We start from the raw sequence: 20,298 nt of genomic DNA, 5'->3' as shown, positions 1-20,298 counted from the left end.
TTCCTCCTTACGTCGCTCGCCCAAAAATCTGGCGGGAGCTCAATCAATACCGTTCTAATTTTGTATTATAACACTTATTCATAAAATATATCTACTTAGATCTTCTTTTTCGACAATATCGTTGAGGCGCTTTTCGACATAATGCTTGTCGATGACCACCTTCGGTTCCTTCCATTCCGGTGCTTCAAAAGAGATCTCTTCTAAAACCTTTTCCAAGATCGTGTGCAAGCGCCGTGCTCCGATATTTTCAGTTTGCCCGTTGACACGAAAAGCGATCGAGGCCATGGCTTCGATACCATCTTCTGTGAATTCCAAATGGAGGTTCTCCGTTGATAATAAGGCCACATATTGCTTCAAAAGTGAATTTTCCGGTTCCGTAAGAATCCGTTGAAAATCCTCTTGACTCAATGCTTCTAATTCCACACGCAAGGGAAACCGTCCTTGCAGTTCGGGAATCAGATCGGATGGCTTTGATACATGAAAAGCGCCGGCGGCAATGAACAGAATATGGTCCGTCTTTACCGGTCCGTATTTGGTCATCACAGTCGACCCTTCAACAATCGGCAAAATATCCCTTTGAACACCACCTCGTGAAACATCGGGACCTTGGCCACCTTCACGCTGGGCAATCTTATCGATTTCGTCAAGAAAGATGATCCCTGATTGTTCCGCCCGCTCAACGGCTAACCGCTGCACTGCTTCCATGTCGATCAGCTTTTGTGCTTCTTGCACAGCCAGAATCTCGCGCGCTTCCTTAACTTTAACTCGCTTTTTTTTCTTGATCCGCGGTAGCATCTGGCCGAGCATATTTTGCAGATTCATGCCCATATCATCCATACCGCCCTGATTCATGAAACCACCAAGGGGTTGAGCATGATCTTCTATTTCGACTTCGACCCAATCGTCTTCCAGTTCCAAACGTTTTAGCTTCTCCCGGATAATGGCACGCTTTTCGCGAATCGCCGGATCGAGTTCCTGTGTTGTTGGTGTATTTGCCGACCCGCCAAAAATCATCTCAAAAGGATTGATCCCCGGGCGCGTTGGCTTGGGCTGTGGCACAAGGTGCTCCAGCAAACGTTCATTGGCTTCCCGAACTGCTGCTTGCTGTACATCTTCCAGTTTTTCTGCTTTGATCATCCGAATCGCCATCTCTACAAGATCGCGTACCATCGATTCGACATCCCGTCCAACGTAGCCCACTTCGGTAAACTTCGTCGCTTCGACCTTAATAAAAGGCGCTTGTACAAGGCGAGCGAGGCGGCGAGCAATTTCCGTCTTGCCTACACCGGTCGGTCCAATCATCAAGATATTTTTGGGCGTAATTTCATCACGCATCGCTTCAGGCAGACAGTGACGACGGTAACGATTGCGTAAGGCAATAGCTACAGCTTTTTTGGCCGCACGCTGACCGACAATATAACGATCGAGCTCTTCGACAATGGCCCGTGGCGTCAGTTGTTCTGTACTCACGGCTTTGTTCCCCCTATCTCTTCCACCGTGATTTGATCATTGGTATAAACGCAGATCTCCGCAGCAATCTGCAAGGCATGACGGGCAATTTGACTTGGTGGTAAATCCGTATGCCGAGACAGTGATCGAGCTGCCGCCAGCGCATAAGGTCCCCCAGAGCCGATGGCCGCTACGCCATCATCCGGTTCGATCACTTCACCAGACCCGGCAATCAATAATAACTGCCGTGCATCAGCGGCTAACATCAACGCTTCAAGCTTGCGTAAATACCGATCCGTACGCCATTCACGGGCCAGATCAACAGCAGCCCGCTGCAAGTTACCGCGATGCTCATTCAGTTTGCTTTCTAATTTATCCAGCAAGGTCAATGCATCAGCTACCGAACCGGCAATACCGACGATCACTTGATCGTGATAGAGACGGCGCACCTTCCTGGCCGTAGACTTCATGATCGTTTTGTCACCTAAGGTAATTTGCCCGTCACCGGCCACTGCAACTTGATTGCCTTTTTTTACAGCCACAATCGTCGTGCCGCGAAACTCCATTCGAAAGCCTCCTTAAAAATATGCCTGGGCAACGTTACGCTCGCGGGTGCGTGCGGTCATAGGTTTTTTTCAACCGTTCCACCGATACCGATGTATAGATCTGCGTTGTTGAAAGCTGACTATGACCTAATAATTCTTGCACTGTTCGCAAATCGGCGCCACCTTCCAGTAAGTGCGTTGCAAAAGAATGGCGAAACGTATGTGGCGTCACTTTTTGATTCAACCCTGCCCCTTGTGCCAGTTTATGTATCATCATTTGTATCGCCCGCACACCTAAAGCACCACCGCGCGCGTTAAGAAAGAGGGCCGTTGACGCTTCCTCATTGGACTGCAGCAGCCAAGGCCTTCCCTCATCGATATAAAGGCGTAGTGCTTCCTTCGCCATTTCGCCCATCGGAACAATCCGCTCTTTGCTACCCTTACCCCAGACGCGCACGTAAGCAAGATCTAAATCCAAATCCGCGAGATGTAACTGGCAAAGCTCGCTAACCCGTAAACCGCAACCATAGAGTAGTTCCAAAATCGCTTGATCGCGCCAGATCAACGCACGTTGTCGCGGATCATCCAAAGGACGTGGTGGCTGATCATCGAGCAAATGCTCTGTTTCCTTCTGCGCCAACGCCTTAGGTAAACGGTGCCCTAACTTGGGTGCGCGCAAGCGCCGCATCGGATTGTCGTGACGCAGACCTTCTCGCTGTAAAAAGCGAAAGAAACTGCGCCAAGCAGCCAGTTTGCGCGCCATCGAAGCTCGGCTGTTGCCAGCGCTATGCAAGCCGCTTAAGGCCAGCCGCAACATCTCTGGTTGGATTGTTGTCCAGGCAGGTACATGACCGTAGCGTTGCTCCAGCAAGCGCATTAACTCCCGCAAATCCGCGCCATAGGCCAGCAGTGTATGGGGAGAGGCAGCACGCTCCACCAAGAGGTAATCTAAAAATCGCCGTACTGCCGGATCATTTTCTCCCTGGTGTTGTGGAAAAACTTTCTTACTCATACATGACAACATTCGATCATCTGCAAGGCCCGCTCTGCATGAGCTGCTTGGCGCAAACGCTTGCCTTTGATTTTATGCGGTAATGGCGGAAACAAACCGTAGGTTACATTCATTGGTTGAAAATGGGCCGGATCAGCACTGGACACATACGTCGCTAACGCACCGATGGCTGTTGCCGCTGGGAAAAGGGCTCTTGGCTGACCGAGTACTTGACGGACGGCATTCACTCCGGCGACAAACCCGGAAGAAGCCGATTCGACATAACCTTCGACACCGGTAATTTGTCCGGCAAAGAAAATTCGCTTGTCCGTACGTAGTTGATACGTCGGTGTTAACAAAAGAGGACCATTGATAAAAGTATTGCGATGCATGACACCATAGCGGAGAAACTCGGCTTGCTCCAGACCTGGGATCATCCGGAAAACACGTTTCTGCTCAGGCCACTTCAAGTGCGTCTGAAAACCAACCAAATTAAACATAGTACCTTCGCGATTTTCCCGTCGCAATTGCACCACAGCGTAAGCCTGCCGTCCATTGCGCGGATCAATGAGGCCCACCGGCTTAAGCGGGCCAAATAACAGCGTTTGCCGTCCCCGTTTGGCCATCACCTCAACAGGCATACAACCTTCAAAAAAGATCTCTTTTTCAAAGTCCTTACGGGGATGAATCTCTGCGGTGATCAATGCATCGTAAAACCGCTCATATTCCTCTTGAGTCATGGGACAATTCAGGTAGTCAGCATCACCCTTGTCATAGCGGGACGCCCAAAAAGCGACTGCATGATCGATCGTCTCTCCGTCGACGATGGGCGCAGCCGCATCATAAAAATAAAGTTTTTCTTGACCGGTAAGTTTGCCGATTGCCTGCGAAAGATCGGATGAAGTCAAAGGACCACTGGCAATGATCACAATGCCCTCATCAGGAATATCGGTTACTTCTCTTCGCTCAATGCGTACCCGCGGATGAGCCTCAAGATGTTCCGTAATCATTCGCGAAAAGGTCTGACGATCAACGGCTAATGCACCGCCTGCCGGCACCGAACTGGCGTCAGCAGCTCTCATGATCAATGAGCCCAGTTGCCTCAATTCTTCCTTCAATAGGCCAACAGCATTCTCCAGCGCTGCCCCGCGCAGGGAATTCGAGCAAACCAATTCAGCCAAGTCGCCCGTATGATGGGCTGGCGTCATTGTCGTTGGCCGCATTTCATAAAGTTGCACATCAATTCCGCGCTCAGCAATCTGCCACGCTGCCTCGGCGCCGGCTAAACCGCCGCCTATCACTGTAACTTTCACGATCCTGTCCCCTGTTCCTGCTCATTTGTTTCGACAACCACTTCTTCATAACCACAGCCCGGTTCCGGACAGATGTGGCGTGCACCGTTTTTCTTCGATTCTTTGATCACCAAACGTTGATTGCATTGCGGACAAGCAAGATTCGTCGGTCGATCCCAAGACACATAATCACATTCCGGGTATTTGGCACAGCCAAAAAACTTGCGCCCTTTTTTGGAACGACGCGCTACAACAGCACCATCACATCTTGGACAAGTTACGCCGATTTCCTCCAGCAAGGGCTTCGTAAAGCGACACTCGGGAAAACGTGGGCAAGCTAAAAATTTGCCAAAACGACCCATCTTAACGACAAGATTCGCACCGCACAGATCGCATGTTTGATCCGATACTTCCGGAACAATGTCAATCGTACCAATTTGTTGTTCAGCTTCTTCAAGGGTGTGTTTAAATGGCTCGTAAAAACGGCGCAACACATCGCGCCAAGCAACCTGGCCCTCAGCAATTTCATCGAGTTGATGTTCCATACCGGCCGTAAATTCTACATCAACAATCTCAGTAAAATGCTCTTTGAGCAGGTCAACCACAATTTCACCGAGCTCCGTTGGAAAAAACTGCTTATCTTCTCGTGCTACATAGCCACGCATAACAATCGTCTCAATGGTCGGTGCATAAGTAGAGGGACGACCAATGCCGTTCTCTTCCAAGGTCTTCACCAGTGTCGCTTCCGTAAATCGCGGTGGCGGTTGGGTGAAATGCTGCTTTGGCTCCAACTGAACTTGATGTAATGTTTCTCCTACAGCTACATCGGGCAGCAAGCCTTCATCGTCGCTACTTTCTTCATCTTTTCCTTCTATATATACTTTCATAAAACCAAAGAACTTAACAACCGAACCATTGGCACGAAACCCGTAGTCACCGGCTTCGATTTCCAATGTCGTTGTATCCAAAACCGCTACACTCATCTGACTGGCAACAAAGCGTTCAAAGATCAGCTTATATAATTTGTACTGTTCCGACGTTAATACGGAGCGCATCGCTTCCGGCACTCGCTCCAACGATGTAGGGCGAATCGCTTCATGAGCATCTTGGGAACGGCTTTTGGTGGGAAAAACACGGGCTTCTTCCGGCACATAGTCCGCTCCGAAACGCTGACCAATATAATCTCGTACATCAGCTAAGGCCGTATCGGCAACACGAACCGAGTCGGTACGAATATAAGTTACCAAACCTACCGTACCTTCTTCTCCCAGGTCAATCCCTTCATAAAGCTGTTGGGCCACCATCATCGTTCGTCGTGCCGTGAAGCCAAGTTTACGATAGGCTTCCTGTTGCAGCGAACTCGTCGTAAACGGCGGTGCCGGATTACGACGTTTTTCACGCTTTTTAATCTCTTTAACGATAAATTCTCGGCCATCAAGCGTTTGTAACACTTGATTCATCTGCTCTTCCGAAGTGATCTCCAGCTTTTGATCACCTTGGCGTAGTAAACGAGCCTTTAATTTGCCTTTGCCTGCTTTTAAGAGAACGGTAAGCGTCCAGTACTCTTCCTTTTGGAAGGCACGAATCTCCTCTTCCCGTTCACAGATCATGGAAACAGCTACTGACTGTACGCGTCCTGCCGAAAGTCCTTTACGGATCTTACGCCAAAGCAGGGGACTTAGGTTATAGCCGACAAGGCGGTCAAGAATACGCCGAGCCTGCTGAGCTTCAACTCGATGTAAATCGATCTGCCGGGGATGTTTAACAGCGTTCTGGATGGCCGACTTGGTGATTTCATGAAATTCGATCCGGCAAGGCTGCATCGCTTCCACGCCCAAGACTTGACTTAAATGCCAAGCAATCGCTTCACCTTCTCGATCCGGGTCAGGGCCTAACAAAATCTTATCGGCCTTTTTGGCAGCAGTGCGGAGTTCTTTCAACAGATCGCCTTTGCCGCGTATGGTAATATATTTCGGCTCAAAATCTTGCTCCACATCGACACCAAATTGACTTTTCGGTAAATCACGTACATGTCCCATGGACGCCTTCACCTGATAACGGCGCCCTAAAAACTTACCGATCGTCTTGGCTTTGGCTGGTGATTCTACAATAACAAGCACCTTGGACATCTTGGACAACCAGTTCACCTCGTTTATTTCCATATCCTCAGGATTTATTCTTATACCAGCAGGAATCTGTCCATGCTGCTTGCTTTACATGATCTGCATCCGGAAGAAACCCGTTAACGCCTATTATGGCCTAGAAATAAAAAATATGCATCTATTTTTCACTTAGGCAATCACAAAACGTTCACCCGGCAGGGTACGAATCATGTTTTTTAGTTCTAATAAGGTCAAGGTGGTAGCAACGGTCCTCTCCGGCAAGCCCGTCAGGCGGATAATTTCATCGGCGCCCTGAGGATCCCAATTGAGGCAACCCAACACTTGCTGTTCTGTCGACGACAAAACCGGTGGCACGCTAACAGCAGTATCTCCAAAAGGTAAACAGCCCTGCTCATCGGCCAAAATATCATTCACATTCATCACCAGTTTTGCCCCTTGTTGAATCAAGCGATTCGTGCCGGCATTTTGTTTTTGCGTAATGGGTCCTGGCACAGCAAAAACTTCCCGTCCTTGCTCCAAAGCTTGGTCCGTCGTGATCAAAGCACCAGAACGTTCACCGGCCTCAATCACCAAAACACCTTGTGATAATCCAGCAATCACGCGGTTGCGAGCCGGAAAAAGTCCCGGTTCCGGCGGCAAGCCTGGCGGGTATTCACTAACCAGCGCTCCTTGGCGTGTGATCGCTTCGGCTAAACGCTGATGCTCCGAGGGATAGATAATATCCACACCACTCGCCATGACAGCAATCGTCCGTCCCCCATTCTCCAGTGCAACTTGATGGGCAATACCATCGATACCCCGGGCTAAGCCACTGACAATGCAACAACCTCGCAACGTCAGTTCTTTAACCAGTGTACGACAAACACGTTCTCCATAGGCAGATGGTCGCCGCGTTCCTACCACCGCAATGGCTTTGCTATCTTCAGGGCGCAGTTCACCACGGATATAAAGCACCGGCGGCGGATCGGGAATTTGTCGTAACCATTCAGGATAGGATGAATCAATCATCGTCAAGGCTTGTACAGACGATCGATACAATTTTTCGCGTAACTGCTCAATTCTATCGTCATGACGCTCTTTCAGTGTCGGCAACCAACGCATCAAAGACACTCCGGCAACACCGTCCCAAGCTTGAGTCGGTGCTGACCAAGCCGCTTTGGCTGAACCGAAATGGTCTAAGATCCGATAAAAACGTCGTGCGCCGATCATAGGCAATGAAGCCAGAGCAATCCAAAACACACGTTCTGCCGCTGTAGTTGGTTGCATGAACAATCCACACCTTCCATCACCTGATCTTTGGATATTCATGCCATAATCGCTACTACGATAACGGGTTGGCTGTAATTTTGTCAAGACCGTCTTTTCACAAAAGCAGCTTTACCCCATGGGATATACTTTACCATCACCATGAATATCCTGCTCATCATCGGTTAGTGTAACCGGTAACGTAACGCTTCGGCCACCTCTTCGCTGCCGACGATCATCTGATCACGTAGATCAGCAATCGTCAACGCTACTTTCAAGGTACGATGAACCGCACGTCCGCTTAAGCCTAAACGTTGATAAGCTTGCTTCAAAAGGTCTTCCGCTTCAGGACGAACCGTCGTCAGCTCTCTAAGCATATCGGTTCGCAAGTGACCGTTACTAACAAAAGCCACCTTCGTACCGAATTTTTGCCTCCAACGCCATAGTTGCTTTTCCCGCACAGCCATGATCTGCGCTTGCACTGCTGCGGAGGTTTCTTCACTTCCTCCCTCACCACGTAATGCATCATATCGGGGCCGCGCTACATGAACCTGTAAATCCATACGATCCCAAAGAGGACCGGAAATACGCTGGCGATATCGCTCAATGGCATTGGGTGTACATGTGCATTCCAATGCGTTATCGTCGGCAAGCAAGTTCCCACAAGGACAAGGATTCATCGAGGCCACAAGCATGAACCTGGTTGGGAAAACAACAGTACCATTACTGCGTGCCACTGTAACCTGACCATCTTCTAAGGGTTGTCGTAAAGATTCTAATGCATCGCGAGAAAATTCCGGCCATTCGTCCATAAAAAGCACACCATGATGGGCCAAGCTTACTTCACCAGGCCTTGGATTACGACCGCCACCGATCAATGCCGGCAAGGTAATGTGATGGTGGGGGGACCGAAAAGGACGATGAACTAAGCGCCCTACTCCATGCGGTAATTGAGCCGCCACAGAATGAATCATCGTTGCATCTAACGATTCCTGCTCCGTCATCACCGGTAATATGGATGGCAACGCTCGTGCCAACATGGTTTTACCTGTACCCGGCGAACCTACGAGAACTAGGTTATGTCCACCCGCTGCCGCTATTGCAACAGCTCGTTTTGCCGTAGATTGATCGCGAATATCCGCTAAATCTACACCTGTTACGACCGGAGAAGAAGTAATACACTGTCGCTTTGCTTGCTTACGTCCTGTGCTTAACTCTTCAACCAGCGACCGTAAGGCAGTAGCCTTCATTACCGGCAGTGTTGCTACTTGCACAGCTTCATCAACATTTTCTTCCGGCACAACAAACCAAGTACCTTTTTGCCCAACTGCTTTTTTAACTATTCCCAGAGCCATCGCCAGTACACCATCTACGGGCCGAATGCTTCCATCGAGGGCTAGTTCGCCGACAACAAAAACATTGCCTATATCGACCCCTTGAAGCTGTCCCGTCGCCCCTAAGATACCGAGCGCGATCGCTACATCTAATCCCGAACCTTCTTTACGTACATTCGCCGGTGCTAAATTCACCGTAATCCGTTGTAAAGGAAAATCAAAAGCGCTGTTTTTGATGGCTGCTCGAACACGTTCACGCGCTTCACGCACGGAGGCAGCCGCTAAACCTACCAGATCAAAAGCAGGTAGTCCGTTGGCTACATCAACCTCTACTAATACCGGGTGAGCTTCCAAACCTTCTAAGACGACACTTTGTACCCGTGCCAGCAAGCGTTCTCATCCCCTCTTATTGGTCGTTAATTTAATAAGATCCCCTGCAGATGGCGCAAACGAAATTGATCGATCGATTCATAATCAATCGCCACCAAATCAAAACGTAAGCGTACAAAACCTTCCTTCCATTGTTGCATGAAGAAGCCCGCGATCTGTAGCAATCGTCTTTTTTTTCGAAAATTTATTGATTCTTCTCCCCACCCCCACCGTCCTGATGATCGCGTACGCACTTCGACAAAAATCAGCCAATCACTGTTTTGAAAAATAAGATCCATCTCACCATGGGGACAGCGATAGTTACGCGCTACCGGCGCCCATCCCAAATTAATTAAATGAAGAAATGCTTGTTCTTCCCCCCAGCGACCCAGTTCCTGCCGATTCATCACTTTTCCCCTCACTCATTCGGCTACCGATAATCTTCCGCTATCTTTTCGTCAGCAATTGGCTCAGTCCTGCTAATTGCATCAATTTTAACCAATTTTGTTTTCCAGAGCCATATACTACAGTCGAACCGCAACGTATCGCTGAAGCTAAATCATAAATCTGATAAAAGATCAAGCATTCCATCTGCAATTGATGTATAATGATTTTAAGTAATTGAGGATCTGGTTTTGGGAATTATTACCGTTATAAAGGTGTGAGGTAGATGGATATAGGTGCTATTTCCAGTACAATGAGTCAAGCAAAAGTAGCACAGCAGGTTTCCATTTCCGTTCTTAAAATGTCAATGAATACAGCTGAACAAACAAGTGCTTCCATGGTCGCAATGATGGAAAAATCGCTTCAACCGCACTTAGGTAGCCTGCTGGACATAAAAGCGTAAGCTCTTACACGAACAAAAACGTGGCTTTCCTTATTTAAAAAATCAAAAAGCCGCTTCCCTACCTTAACAAGTAGAGAAGCGGCTTTTTATATTCCTTTACTGATTACGCATTAAAAGAGTGACTTAGCTGCCATTGTGGCCAGTTCGCCCAGCGGACCTGGGTACACCCCGAGAACTACTGTAACAACGAGTGAAAGTACAATCACCAGTTTAGCAGGCCCAGGCACCGGCACCGGCCGATCATCTTTGGGATCATCACGCCACATGTAGAGCGCTACATTCAGATAGTAATACACCGAGATCATGGACATGACAAACCCGACAAATGCCGGCCACAGGATGCCCTTATCCATAACGGCCTGGAAGATATAAAACTTCCCGACAAATCCCGACAACGGCGGAATCCCTGCCAGCGAAAGCAAGCAGATGGTCAGCGTTGAAGCAAGCAACGGTTGCCGTTGACCAAGACCGGCATAATCAGCAATCGTATCCGTATCGAGGGCACGGCGCACCAAGGTCGCTACCGTAAAAGCGCCGACGTTGGCTACGACATAAATCATCGAGTAGAAAAGAATCCCTTTGACGCCCGGCGCATCCATCGACATCAAGCCAGCGATCATATAACCGGCTTGGGCCACGGAAGAATAGGCCAGCATGCGTTTGATATTCGTCTGGGGGATAGCTACTACGTTACCGATAACCATCGTAATCCCCGCCAGGAGCGAGATCAAGAGCATCCAATCTACGGCACCTTCCAAGGGCAGACCGAGCAGGAAAACCCGCACCATTACAGCGAAACCGGCTGCCTTCGAAGCTACCGCCAAGAAAGCTGTGATCGGCGTTGGCGCACCTTCATAAATATCCGGTGACCACATATGGAACGGCACCAAAGAGATTTTAAAGCCAAAACCACCGATCAGCATGACAATGGCCACAACCAGAATCGGACTCCAGGTCAGCTTGGTTAGCATTTCAGGAATAGTCGTCGTACCTGTCAAGCCATAAAGGATGCTCATCCCATAGAGGAGCACCGCTGATGAAACACTGCCCAGGATCAGATATTTGATCCCGGCTTCCGACGAACGTCCGTCCCCCAGTTGATAAGCAACCAGGACAAAGAACGTAATCGTCATCAGTTCCAAACCAACATAGATGGTGATCAGATCATTGGCAGAAGCCATGACCATCATGCCCAATAAGGCATAGACAATTAAGGCGAAAAATTCACCGCGAAAACGAGGCAGCGTCTCCACAAAGTCCACCGCTGACAACACCACAAGAATTGCTGCCACGATGAACACTTGCTTCATGAACACCGAGTAATCGTCAACGATCCATAGCTCATGAAAAGTGGACTGGTTGATCCCATATTGAAAGAACGTTGCTACAAGCACCGCCAGCAATCCAAAGGCTGTGATATAACCAAAGCCACGACGGTTTTCTGTTTTCGGTGCTATCAACCCGAGTATTAACAACCCCGTTCCCAGACCAGCAGCTAACATCTCCGACGAAAGAAGCGAAAAGTTCATCTTAGAAGCCACCTCCGATCGCAGGAGCCGAGTTTAACGTATCCATCAACGGCTTCAGCATCGGCTCAACACCGGAATTGACCATATCCATCAACAGTGATGGGAAGAAGCCTGCCAGAACCAAGACCGAACCAAGCACAACCAGCGGAACTAATTCGGGGCCCTTAGCATCTTGATACTGATCAAATTCAGGACGACGCGGCCCAAAGAGCACATTTGCCAGGGCCCGCAGCGTATACAATGCTGTGATGATGATCGCCGAAATACAGATCGTCGCCAACACCGGATAAACCTTAAAAGCACCGATAAAGATCGTGAACTCCGGAATAAAAGAAACTAAACCGGGCAGACCTAAGGATGCCATACCGGCCATCATCAAACCAATCGCCGCTCGCGGCATTTGATGAGCTAAACCGCCCATATCGGGAATCCACCGGGTATGGGTTTTTTCATAGACAAAACCGATCATGGCAAAGAACAGCGCCGACATAACACCGTGAGCAAACATATTCGCAATCGCTCCGTTGATACCGATCACGTTCAGCGCAGCAAAACCGATCAACACATAACCCATGTGACTGACTGACGAATAACCGACAACATACTTGAGGTCTTTTTGCGCCAAGGCAATCATCGCTGCATAGGCTACGTTACATACCGCTAAGACAGCAATGACGGGAGCCCAGAACTTGGCCCCTACCGGTAGAACCAGCAGGCCGATGCGGATCAAACCGTAACCACCGATTTTTTTCAAGACCCCGGCGTGAATCATCGACACGGCTGTAGGCGCACCAGCATAACCGTCCGGTGACCATGAGTGGAAGGGGAACATCGACAACAGTGAACCAAAGCCAATCAAAAGCAGCAAGAAGGCGAAGATCTGGAAGGAGTCGCTCATCTGCGCTTGGGCCAGCTTTTCAATCAAGAACGTCCGTTCGCCAACGGGGAACGCATTGAGGTACAGTGCGATAACACCAACGAGCAGAAAAGCCGAACCAATTAACAAGTAAATGGTTAACTTCATACCAGCATACTCTTTGGTGACCCGCTTGGTCGAACCCCAGATGACAACCATAATATAGAGCGGGATAACCACAACTTCGTAGAAGAGGAAGAAGATAAAGAGGTCGCGCGAGATAAAGGTACCCATAACCCCGGCAATCAAAAGCAACAGTAGCACGAAGAAGGTTTTCGGACGTTTGTTTACATTCCATGAAGCAAAGACAGCACTAAAGCCGATCAAGTTCGTTAAAAGCAGCATCGGCAACGAGATCCCGTCAACACCCATGGCATAGGTAACGCCAATTTCCTTGATCCAAACCAAATCTTCGACAAATTGATAGCCGCCGAGTGCAAAATCATAGCCAAAGTAAGCGACCAGTGACAAGATCAGAGAGATGCCGGTAAAAAAAGCCGAGATTCCTTTGATCGTCCGGTGCTCGTCTTCCGGTACAAACATCAAGATCAACGCACCGATGATCGGCGCTAACAGCGCGATCGTCAACAACGGAAAGCCCATCTACCTGCCACCTCCCATCAATGCCATGGCCGAGTCAGCGCCAACGATACCCATCAATAAAACGAGCAACACAATCGCGCCAACAAGGACCAATGCATAATGCTGTAACTGGCCGGTTTGCGTCAGCCGCAACTGTTCACCGAATTTACCGGTAATGTAGGCCATTCCGTCAATCAAGCCATCAACAATATGCAAGTCAACCCAGTAAAGCATTTTTCCTGCACCGGTAACAATTTTTTCGTTAAACCATTGATAGATCTCATCGATGAAGAATTTACGGAACGATAACGTATGCAGAAATCCTGTACGTTGCTTGAGCTTTTCAGCATCAATTACTTTCGCACCATAGATAGCCCAAGCCAAAGCGATACCTGCCACGGCCAAGACAACGGAACCGCCCATAACTGTCCAGTCAGCTTCAGGATGGTGATACTCGCCAAAGCGTACCCAGTAGCCAAAGCCATGCTCTGTCCAAGGGGTACCGACGAGGCCGCCAACAACAGCCAGTACAGCTAAAACGCTCATCGGGAACAGCATGCTCGCCGGCGATTCATGAGGATGATTTTTCGGATTTTCAGGTCCGAAAAAGGCTACAAAAACCATACGCGACATATAGAAGGCGGTCATAAAGGCCGTCAGCGAGGCAAGAATATAGAGGTCGGTAAACCCATGCAGTTTGGTCATCAAGAGAATCTCATCTTTCGACCAGAACCCGGCAAAGGGCGGAATCCCGGCAATCGCCAGCATCCCGATGACCATGAACGCAGCCGTCCAAGGCATCTTTTTGCGCAGGCCACCCATCTCAAAGATATCAGCCGTGCCGTGGAGCGCATGCAGCGCCGAACCGGCAGCAAGGAACATGAGTGCTTTGAAAAAGGCGTGCGTCATCAAGTGGAACATGGAAGCAGTTAAGCTGCCCACACCAAGGGCCATCATCATATAGCCCAGCTGCGAAACCGTAGAATAAGCCAGAATTCGCTTCATTTCTCGTTGCGTCAAGGCAATCGAAGCAGCAAAGAAGGCCGTAAATCCGCCGATATAAGCGACCAGATGTTGCGCTTCCGGTGAAACATGGAAAAGGGTAAAGAGTCGTGCCACCAGATAAACACCGGCAACAACCATCGTCGCCGCGTGAATCAAAGCGGACACAGGCGAAGGACCTTCCATCGCATCGGGCAGCCACACGTGCAAGGGAAACTGACCGGATTTACCGATCGGACCGATGAAAATCAGCGTACCGATCAGGGTCAGCAGCGCCGGCTTCGCTGCAGCAAAAGCAGGCAGCTTCTCGGCCAATTCGGTAAATTCGAGCGTACCCAAGTTAAGTTGCAGAACCACAATCCCCAAGAGCAAGCCAAAGTCGCCGATCCGCGTGGTCATAAAGGCTTTTTTTGCCGCTTCCCGCGCCGAATCTTTGAAGTAGTAATAGCCGATCAAGAGATACGAACACAGACCGACTAGTTCCCAAAAGACAAACATCTGCAACAAGTTCGTTGCAATGACCAAACCCAGCATGGACGAAGCAAAGAGACAGAGATACGCAAAAAAGCGCGTATATCCAGGATCACCATGCATGTAACCGGTCGAATAGATCATGACCATCGTAGCAACCAAAGTCACCACAAACAGCATGACAGCCGCTACGGTATCCACCATCATCCCCATGGAAATTTCTAATCCCGGCATGGAGAACCAGCGGAAAGAGCGCACAAAAGGTTCTTCTATTAATTCGGGGCGTTGCGCAATCGCAGCAACTACACCCAACGCCAGGGCCAGCGACATCGCACTAAAGATGATCGCTGTCGTCGAAGCCGTCTTTTCCATCCGTTTAAAAAACGTGACGATCAGCAAAAAGCCAATAAACGGCAACATCGGAATCAGCCAGGCATTATTTAAGCTAAACTGGGCAAAACTCATCGCCCTGCCACACCTACCTTCTTCTCCGATTCACAGCCTCTACCATTTCAGCCAGTCTAAGTCATCCACATTGGTGCTAATGCGATCCCGGTAGATGCTGATCACGAGCGCCAATCCCACAGCTACTTCCGCAGCAGCGACAACGATAACAAAAACCGAGAAAATCTGACCAATGTGACTTTCAGGAGCCACATACCGGTTAAAGGCTATGAGGTTAACGTTGACTGCATTGAGCATTAACTCAATGCCCATTAAAATGGCAATGGCACTGCGCTTGGCAAAGACAGTATACAAGCCAAGGCTAAAAAGAATCGTGCCCAGAATTAAAAAATGCGTCAAGCCTACAGTCACGCTTCTTTCGCCCCCTTCGCCAAGATAATCGCACCGACCATCGCTGCCAAGAGCAACACAGCAGCAGCTTCAAAAGCAACTACATAATCGGTTAACAACAACCGTGCCAGGCCCTCCACAGAAAATTCCGGCGCCACATTGGTAACCGGAAACTGGGTCAGCACAATCGCTGCGATAAAAACAACCATCGCCATCACAGCCATGCCGAGACCTAAGGGTGACCAGGCAGCATCCGGGTTCGATGAACTCATATCCCGGCGCTGAATCAACATCACACCAAAAGCGATTAAGACGGCAATGGCACCGCCATAGACGAGCAGTTGTACAGCAGCTAAGAACTCCGCATTCAAAAGCACGTAAATTCCTGCTACACCAAAGAAGGCTAAAGCCAACAAGAAAGCTGAATGAACAATGTTTTTGAGAAAAACCACACCTACTGCCGAAAGTATTGTTATCCCCGCCAGGATATAGAACGCTGTTGCAAAGACCATGTCATTCACCGGTCACTCACCCCTTCTCCCCGTCCGGTTGCGGTGCTTCCGGCGGTTTCACATCACCGCGTTGACGCGCCGCTTCCAGGCAGTCAAAGACCAGACCATCGCGGGAGTAGCTCGATAGAGCAAATTCCTTCGTCCATTCAATGCATTTTGTCGGGCACGCCTCAATACAAAGGTTGCAATAAAGACAAAGGCCTGTATCGTGCACATAGGTCGCCAACTGCCGTTTATTGTTCGCATCTTTCACCGTTGTCAGGCGAACCGAACCATTCGGACAGGCATTCTGGCAAAGCCCGCAAGCAATACACTTGCTCGCTACCAGATGAATCTTACCGCCGCGAAAACGGTCACCCAGATCCGGTTGTACATCGGGATACTCTTCCGTAACCTTCTTGCGAAAAAACTCACGGAAGGTGATTCCCATTCCTGTCAGTAGTCCCTTACCCTGCATCGTTTACCCTCCAATCGCTACGCGGTACAGAAAAATCCCCACACCGGTAACCAGGATGTTAGCCAAAGACAGCGGCAAAAGAACCTTCCATCCAAAGCCCATCAATTGATCCACCCGAAAACGGGGGAATGTCCAACGGAACCACATAAATACGAAGATCATGATATATGTCTTCAAGGCAAACCAGATCCAACCCGGAATCGCATGCATCATATCTCCAAGTGCACCAGGCAGCGGCAACGGTTGCCAACCACCGAGAAATACAGCGGAAGCGATTGCCGAAACTGCTAGTAAGTTAGCATATTCGCCGAGAAAGAACATGGCCCAGCGCATCCCTGAATACTCCGTCAAAGGACCGGCAACGATTTCCGATTCCCCTTCGACGAGGTCAAAGGGTGCCCGGTTCGTTTCGGCTGTCGCTGCAATCACGTAGACCAAGAAAGCGACCGGTTGTAGGAAGACAAACCAGATATGCGATTGTGCTTCCACAATGGAAGACATTTTCAATGAGCCTACCAGCATGATCGCTCCCAGCATGGAGAAAACCAGTGGGATTTCATAACTGACCATCTGGGCAACAGCCCGCATACCACCGATTAAGGAATATTTGTTATTGGAACCCCATCCGGCCATCAACAGCGGTATTGTCGTAATTGATGACACAGCGATAAAGTAAAAGATCCCAATGTTCAGATCGACGGGCACCAAGTCTTTGCCAAAAGGCAGGACTGCATATGCAGCCACGGCCGGGGCAAACATAATGATTGGCGCCAGCGCCCAGACCCACTTATCGACCAGTTTCGGACGATAATCTTCTTTGGACATCAACTTTAAGACGTCAGCAATAGACTGGAAAAGACCCCAGGGGCCCAAGCGGTTGGGACCGTAACGAGACTGCATAAAACCGGCAACTTTCCGTTCGCCCCAAACCAAGATCACCGCATTTGTAAAAATCAAGGTGATCACCGCAAGCAATCCGACCCCATACATAGCCATGTCTACACCGTCCGGATTGCCGATCAACGGTGACAGAACAGAGCGAATGGAGCCGGCCAGACTTGTCAACAAATCCGGGTTGCTGTTCATTTCATCGACTCCCTACCTTGTGACATTAACAGTCAACCTCGCCTAACACCGGGTCCAATGTTCCCAGGATGGCGACAACATCAGCAATCTTATAACCGCGACACAATTCGTCCAGCAGTTGCAGGTTGACCATGGCCGGACGACGTGCGTGCCAGCGATAGGGCTTCATCCCACCATCACTGACTACATAATATCCGAGATCACCTTTGGAATTTTCCACATGGTGATAGACCTCACCAACAGGCGGCTTGATCACTTTCGGCACTTTGGCCATGACCGGTCCTTCCGGCATTTGCTTGAGCGCCTGATCGATAATCCGGATCGATTGTTCCATTTCCTGCATCCGTACAATAAAGCGATCCCAGTTGTCCCCTTTGGTGCCAAGGGGTACATCAAAATCAAAGCGATCATAGATACCGTAGGGATCGTCTTTGCGCACATCGTAGTTGACGCCGCTGGCGCGCAAGACACCGCCGCTGGCGGCCATAGCCACAGCACGATCGGGCGGTAAGATCGCAATGTCCTTCATCCGCGCTTGGAAAATTTCATTTCCCATGATTAAACCATTATAGGTATGCATCATTTCCGGGAAATCATCAACAAAACGCCGACATTCTTCGACCCAACCTTCCGGCACATCCTGCTGGACACCGCCGATCCGGATGTAGTTGAAAGTCATGCGCGCTCCGCAAGCTTTGTTGAAGAGCTCCAAAATGCGTTCGCGGTCACGAATCAAAAAGACGAATCCGGTTACGCCGCCTAAGTCATTCACCAGTGCGCCCGCATAAATCATGTGAGAAGCAATGCGCGAAAGCTCTGCCATAATCACACGAATATACTCGGCCCGCTCCGGCACTTCCAGGCCCATGAGCTTTTCCACAGCTTGACACAGCCCTAAGTTGTTGTTCATGCTGTGCATGTAGTCCATCCGGTCGGTAAAAGGAATGGTCTGCCCATAGGTCTTGCCTTCGCAGATCTTCTCGATTCCCCGGTGCAGATAGCCAATTACCGGCGTCGCTTTGACAACAACTTCTCCGTCGAGCTCAAGGATAATCCGCAAAACCCCGTGCGTAGAGGGGTGCTGCGGCCCCATATTCAATTCATAGGTTTGTGTTTGCAATCAATGTCACCTGACCTATCTATACTCGCTTTTGAAGCTTGTAGCTTTTTCGCAATGGGTGTCCTTCAAAATCCTCAGGCAAGAGAAGCCGGGTCATATTGGGATGGCCGGCAAACGAAATGCCCATCAAATCGTAGACTTCCCGTTCAAACCAATCGGCACCGGGCCAAATTGTCGTTACTGTTGGTACCGTCGCTGTTTCTGCGTCTACTTTGGCTTTGACCCGTATTTCCCGTTGGTTCGTTAAGGAGTAAAGATGATAAACAACTTCCAATCCTTCCGCACCGCGGTCAACGGAAGTCAAGTCACCGAGATAATCAAAACCAAGCTTCGTTACCAACGCTTCCATCGTAGCAATCAATTGTTCCGGTGTTACGATCAGCGCCCGGGAAACACCTTCACCGGCAATGGCCACTTCTTGACCTAACAGGTTCGACAATTGAGCCGGTTCGAATTCATCAAGTAAAAACTTAACCATGCTTCACCCTCGCCTTGGACGGATCTTGAATTTTTTCTTTTAATTTCAACATGCCGTCAAGCAATGCTTCCGGCCGGGGAGGACATCCGGGGATATACACATCAACAGGCAAAATCTTGTCCACACCAGGCACCACTGCATAGGACTCGTTAAAAGGACCGCCGGTACATGCACACGCGCCCATAGCAATGACCCACTTGGGCTCAGCCATCTGCTCATAGACACGCTTCATGGCCGGAGCCATCTTCCAAGTCAGCGTACCGGCGACAATGACCACGTCGGCTTGACGCGGCGAAGGCCGGAACACTTCATAACCAAACCGCGCCATGTCAAAGCGGCTGGCACCGGTAGCCATCATCTCAATGGCACAGCAAGCCAAACCTGATGACAATGGCCAGAGCGAGCGTCCCCGTGCCCAGTTGAACACTGCATCTAAACTCGTTAAAATAATGTTTTTTTGGACGAATTCCTCAACTTGTTGATCATTGAGGCGTTCAATCCCTTTCTCTATTTCCATTCCAAAGCTCCTTCCTTCCAGGCATACCAGAAACCAACAACCAAAATTGCGATGAAGATAAACATTTCTACAAACGCAAAGGTCCCCAGTTGCTGGAACTGAACGGCCCAGGGATACAGAAACACTGTTTCCACGTCGAAGACAACAAAGACAAGGGCATACAAGAAGTAGCTTGTCTTGAACCGAATCCATGTGTCACCAACGGTGTCTACCCCACACTCGTAGACTTCTTCTTTTTCCGGCGTTGTCTTTTTAGGCGCAACCAATCTGGATATAAAAATAACTGCTACAGGGATCAGTAAGGCGACTATAAAAAACATGCTTATCGCCAAATACTCTTTTAACATATCTATCCCCCCTCTCCGGTCATTCAAATCAGCTATAAGGAGTCAACAGAAAGTGCAATATCCCCAAAACATATTTATTCTACACGACAATTCGAATCCCTGCAATCAGAAATTATTTTCAATTGGCGAACTCATCGCTGCGCAATTAGGTTACTATCTACCCATAACTCAAAAAATATTCCTTAATTACCTAAATGAGTCCGTCCAGGAACCCAATGGAACCAAGTATGGTATCCGTTGAAACCGTGTTTTTTCCAAATTAATCAAGAAAATAGCCGCAAACCGTACCGT

20 protein-coding genes are annotated in these 20,298 nt (G+C 49.3%); 1 reads left to right on the top strand and 19 read right to left on the bottom strand.

Annotated elements, in window-relative coordinates; all coding sequences use genetic code 11:
• Positions 1 to 78: 78 nt before the first annotated feature.
• The 8 genes from hslU to EDD73_RS06345 form a co-directional block, all read right to left on the bottom strand.
• A complete protein-coding gene (gene hslU / locus EDD73_RS06380; protein WP_131918954.1) occupies positions 79 to 1,470 on the bottom strand; it encodes an ATP-dependent protease ATPase subunit HslU in 1,392 nt (463 codons plus the stop codon).
• Positions 1,467 to 2,015 carry an ATP-dependent protease subunit HslV gene (hslV, locus tag EDD73_RS06375; RefSeq protein ID WP_131918953.1) on the bottom strand — a complete coding sequence of 183 codons (549 nt, stop codon included), beginning with the start codon at positions 2,013 to 2,015 and terminating at the stop codon, positions 1,467 to 1,469. The genes hslU and hslV overlap by 4 nt, the downstream gene beginning before the upstream one ends.
• A 34-nt stretch (positions 2,016 to 2,049) precedes the next feature.
• Positions 2,050 to 3,006 (bottom strand): tyrosine recombinase XerC, encoded by a 957-nt coding sequence (gene xerC / locus EDD73_RS06370; protein WP_131918952.1) that lies wholly within the window; start codon positions 3,004 to 3,006, stop codon positions 2,050 to 2,052.
• Positions 3,003 to 4,301, bottom strand: a complete 1,299-nt coding sequence (gene trmFO, locus EDD73_RS06365) for a methylenetetrahydrofolate--tRNA-(uracil(54)-C(5))-methyltransferase (FADH(2)-oxidizing) TrmFO (RefSeq protein WP_207668828.1) — start codon at positions 4,299 to 4,301, stop codon at positions 3,003 to 3,005. Before trmFO ends, xerC begins: the two co-directional genes overlap by 4 nt.
• Positions 4,295 to 6,406 (bottom strand): type I DNA topoisomerase, encoded by a 2,112-nt coding sequence (topA, locus tag EDD73_RS06360; RefSeq protein WP_131919038.1) that lies wholly within the window; start codon positions 6,404 to 6,406, stop codon positions 4,295 to 4,297. The genes trmFO and topA overlap by 7 nt, the downstream gene beginning before the upstream one ends.
• A gap of 162 nt (positions 6,407 to 6,568) precedes the next feature.
• Positions 6,569 to 7,666 carry a DNA-processing protein DprA gene (gene dprA, locus EDD73_RS06355; RefSeq protein WP_165876352.1) on the bottom strand — a complete coding sequence of 366 codons (1,098 nt, stop codon included), beginning with the start codon at positions 7,664 to 7,666 and terminating at the stop codon, positions 6,569 to 6,571.
• A 164-nt stretch (positions 7,667 to 7,830) separates the two neighbouring features.
• Positions 7,831 to 9,369, bottom strand: coding sequence for a YifB family Mg chelatase-like AAA ATPase (locus tag EDD73_RS06350; RefSeq protein WP_131918949.1), 1,539 nt, complete (start codon positions 9,367 to 9,369; stop codon positions 7,831 to 7,833).
• 26 nt (positions 9,370 to 9,395) lie between these two features.
• The gene (locus EDD73_RS06345; protein WP_131918948.1) at positions 9,396 to 9,755 is read right to left on the bottom strand and encodes a YraN family protein; all 360 of its coding nucleotides are present in this window, start codon (positions 9,753 to 9,755) and stop codon (positions 9,396 to 9,398) included.
• Positions 9,756 to 10,018: 263 nt separating this feature from the next.
• On the opposite strand from EDD73_RS06345, the gene EDD73_RS06340 reads away from it, so the two are divergent.
• A complete protein-coding gene (locus EDD73_RS06340) occupies positions 10,019 to 10,195 on the top strand; it encodes a YjfB family protein (protein ID WP_131918947.1) in 177 nt (58 codons plus the stop codon).
• Between the two features lie 110 nt (positions 10,196 to 10,305).
• On the opposite strand, the gene EDD73_RS06335 is transcribed toward EDD73_RS06340, so the two are convergent.
• Genes EDD73_RS06335 through EDD73_RS06285 form a run of 11 tightly spaced genes read right to left on the bottom strand, consistent with a single transcriptional unit; the run spans position 10,306 to position 19,980 of the window.
• Positions 10,306 to 11,724 carry an NADH-quinone oxidoreductase subunit N gene (locus tag EDD73_RS06335; RefSeq protein ID WP_131918946.1) on the bottom strand — a complete coding sequence of 473 codons (1,419 nt, stop codon included), beginning with the start codon at positions 11,722 to 11,724 and terminating at the stop codon, positions 10,306 to 10,308.
• A gap of 1 nt (position 11,725) precedes the next feature.
• Positions 11,726 to 13,243: a complex I subunit 4 family protein gene (locus tag EDD73_RS06330; RefSeq protein ID WP_131918945.1), complete on the bottom strand. Its 1,518-nt coding sequence runs from the start codon at positions 13,241 to 13,243 to the stop codon at positions 11,726 to 11,728.
• Entirely contained in the window at positions 13,244 to 15,160 is a 1,917-nt protein-coding gene (gene nuoL / locus EDD73_RS06325; RefSeq protein ID WP_131918944.1) for an NADH-quinone oxidoreductase subunit L, read from the bottom strand.
• 39 nt (positions 15,161 to 15,199) lie between these two features.
• The gene (nuoK, locus tag EDD73_RS06320) at positions 15,200 to 15,511 is read right to left on the bottom strand and encodes an NADH-quinone oxidoreductase subunit NuoK (RefSeq protein WP_131918943.1); all 312 of its coding nucleotides are present in this window, start codon (positions 15,509 to 15,511) and stop codon (positions 15,200 to 15,202) included.
• Entirely contained in the window at positions 15,508 to 16,002 is a 495-nt protein-coding gene (locus EDD73_RS06315; protein WP_131919037.1) for an NADH-quinone oxidoreductase subunit J family protein, read from the bottom strand. Before EDD73_RS06315 ends, nuoK begins: the two co-directional genes overlap by 4 nt.
• A 16-nt stretch (positions 16,003 to 16,018) precedes the next feature.
• Positions 16,019 to 16,459, bottom strand: coding sequence for a NuoI/complex I 23 kDa subunit family protein (locus EDD73_RS06310; RefSeq protein ID WP_131918942.1), 441 nt, complete (start codon positions 16,457 to 16,459; stop codon positions 16,019 to 16,021).
• 3 nt (positions 16,460 to 16,462) lie between these two features.
• Entirely contained in the window at positions 16,463 to 17,545 is a 1,083-nt protein-coding gene (gene nuoH / locus EDD73_RS06305) for an NADH-quinone oxidoreductase subunit NuoH (protein WP_131918941.1), read from the bottom strand.
• 25 nt (positions 17,546 to 17,570) lie between these two features.
• A complete protein-coding gene (locus EDD73_RS06300; RefSeq protein ID WP_131918940.1) occupies positions 17,571 to 18,665 on the bottom strand; it encodes an NADH-quinone oxidoreductase subunit D in 1,095 nt (364 codons plus the stop codon).
• Between the two features lie 19 nt (positions 18,666 to 18,684).
• On the bottom strand, positions 18,685 to 19,143 hold the full coding sequence (locus EDD73_RS06295; RefSeq protein ID WP_131918939.1) for an NADH-quinone oxidoreductase subunit C: 459 nt from the start codon (positions 19,141 to 19,143) through the stop codon (positions 18,685 to 18,687).
• Positions 19,136 to 19,660, bottom strand: coding sequence for an NADH-quinone oxidoreductase subunit B (locus tag EDD73_RS06290; protein WP_131918938.1), 525 nt, complete (start codon positions 19,658 to 19,660; stop codon positions 19,136 to 19,138). The genes EDD73_RS06295 and EDD73_RS06290 overlap by 8 nt, the downstream gene beginning before the upstream one ends.
• On the bottom strand, positions 19,651 to 19,980 hold the full coding sequence (locus EDD73_RS06285) for an NADH-quinone oxidoreductase subunit A (protein WP_406567184.1): 330 nt from the start codon (positions 19,978 to 19,980) through the stop codon (positions 19,651 to 19,653). The genes EDD73_RS06290 and EDD73_RS06285 overlap by 10 nt, the downstream gene beginning before the upstream one ends.
• Between the last annotated feature and the right edge of the window lie 318 nt (positions 19,981 to 20,298).

The organism is Heliophilum fasciatum (assembly GCF_004341395.1).
Lineage (GTDB): Bacteria > Bacillota > Desulfitobacteriia > Heliobacteriales > Heliobacteriaceae > Heliophilum > Heliophilum fasciatum.
Note: the sequence above shows the minus strand (reverse complement) of the source record. Positions and strands in the feature narration are given on the sequence as shown.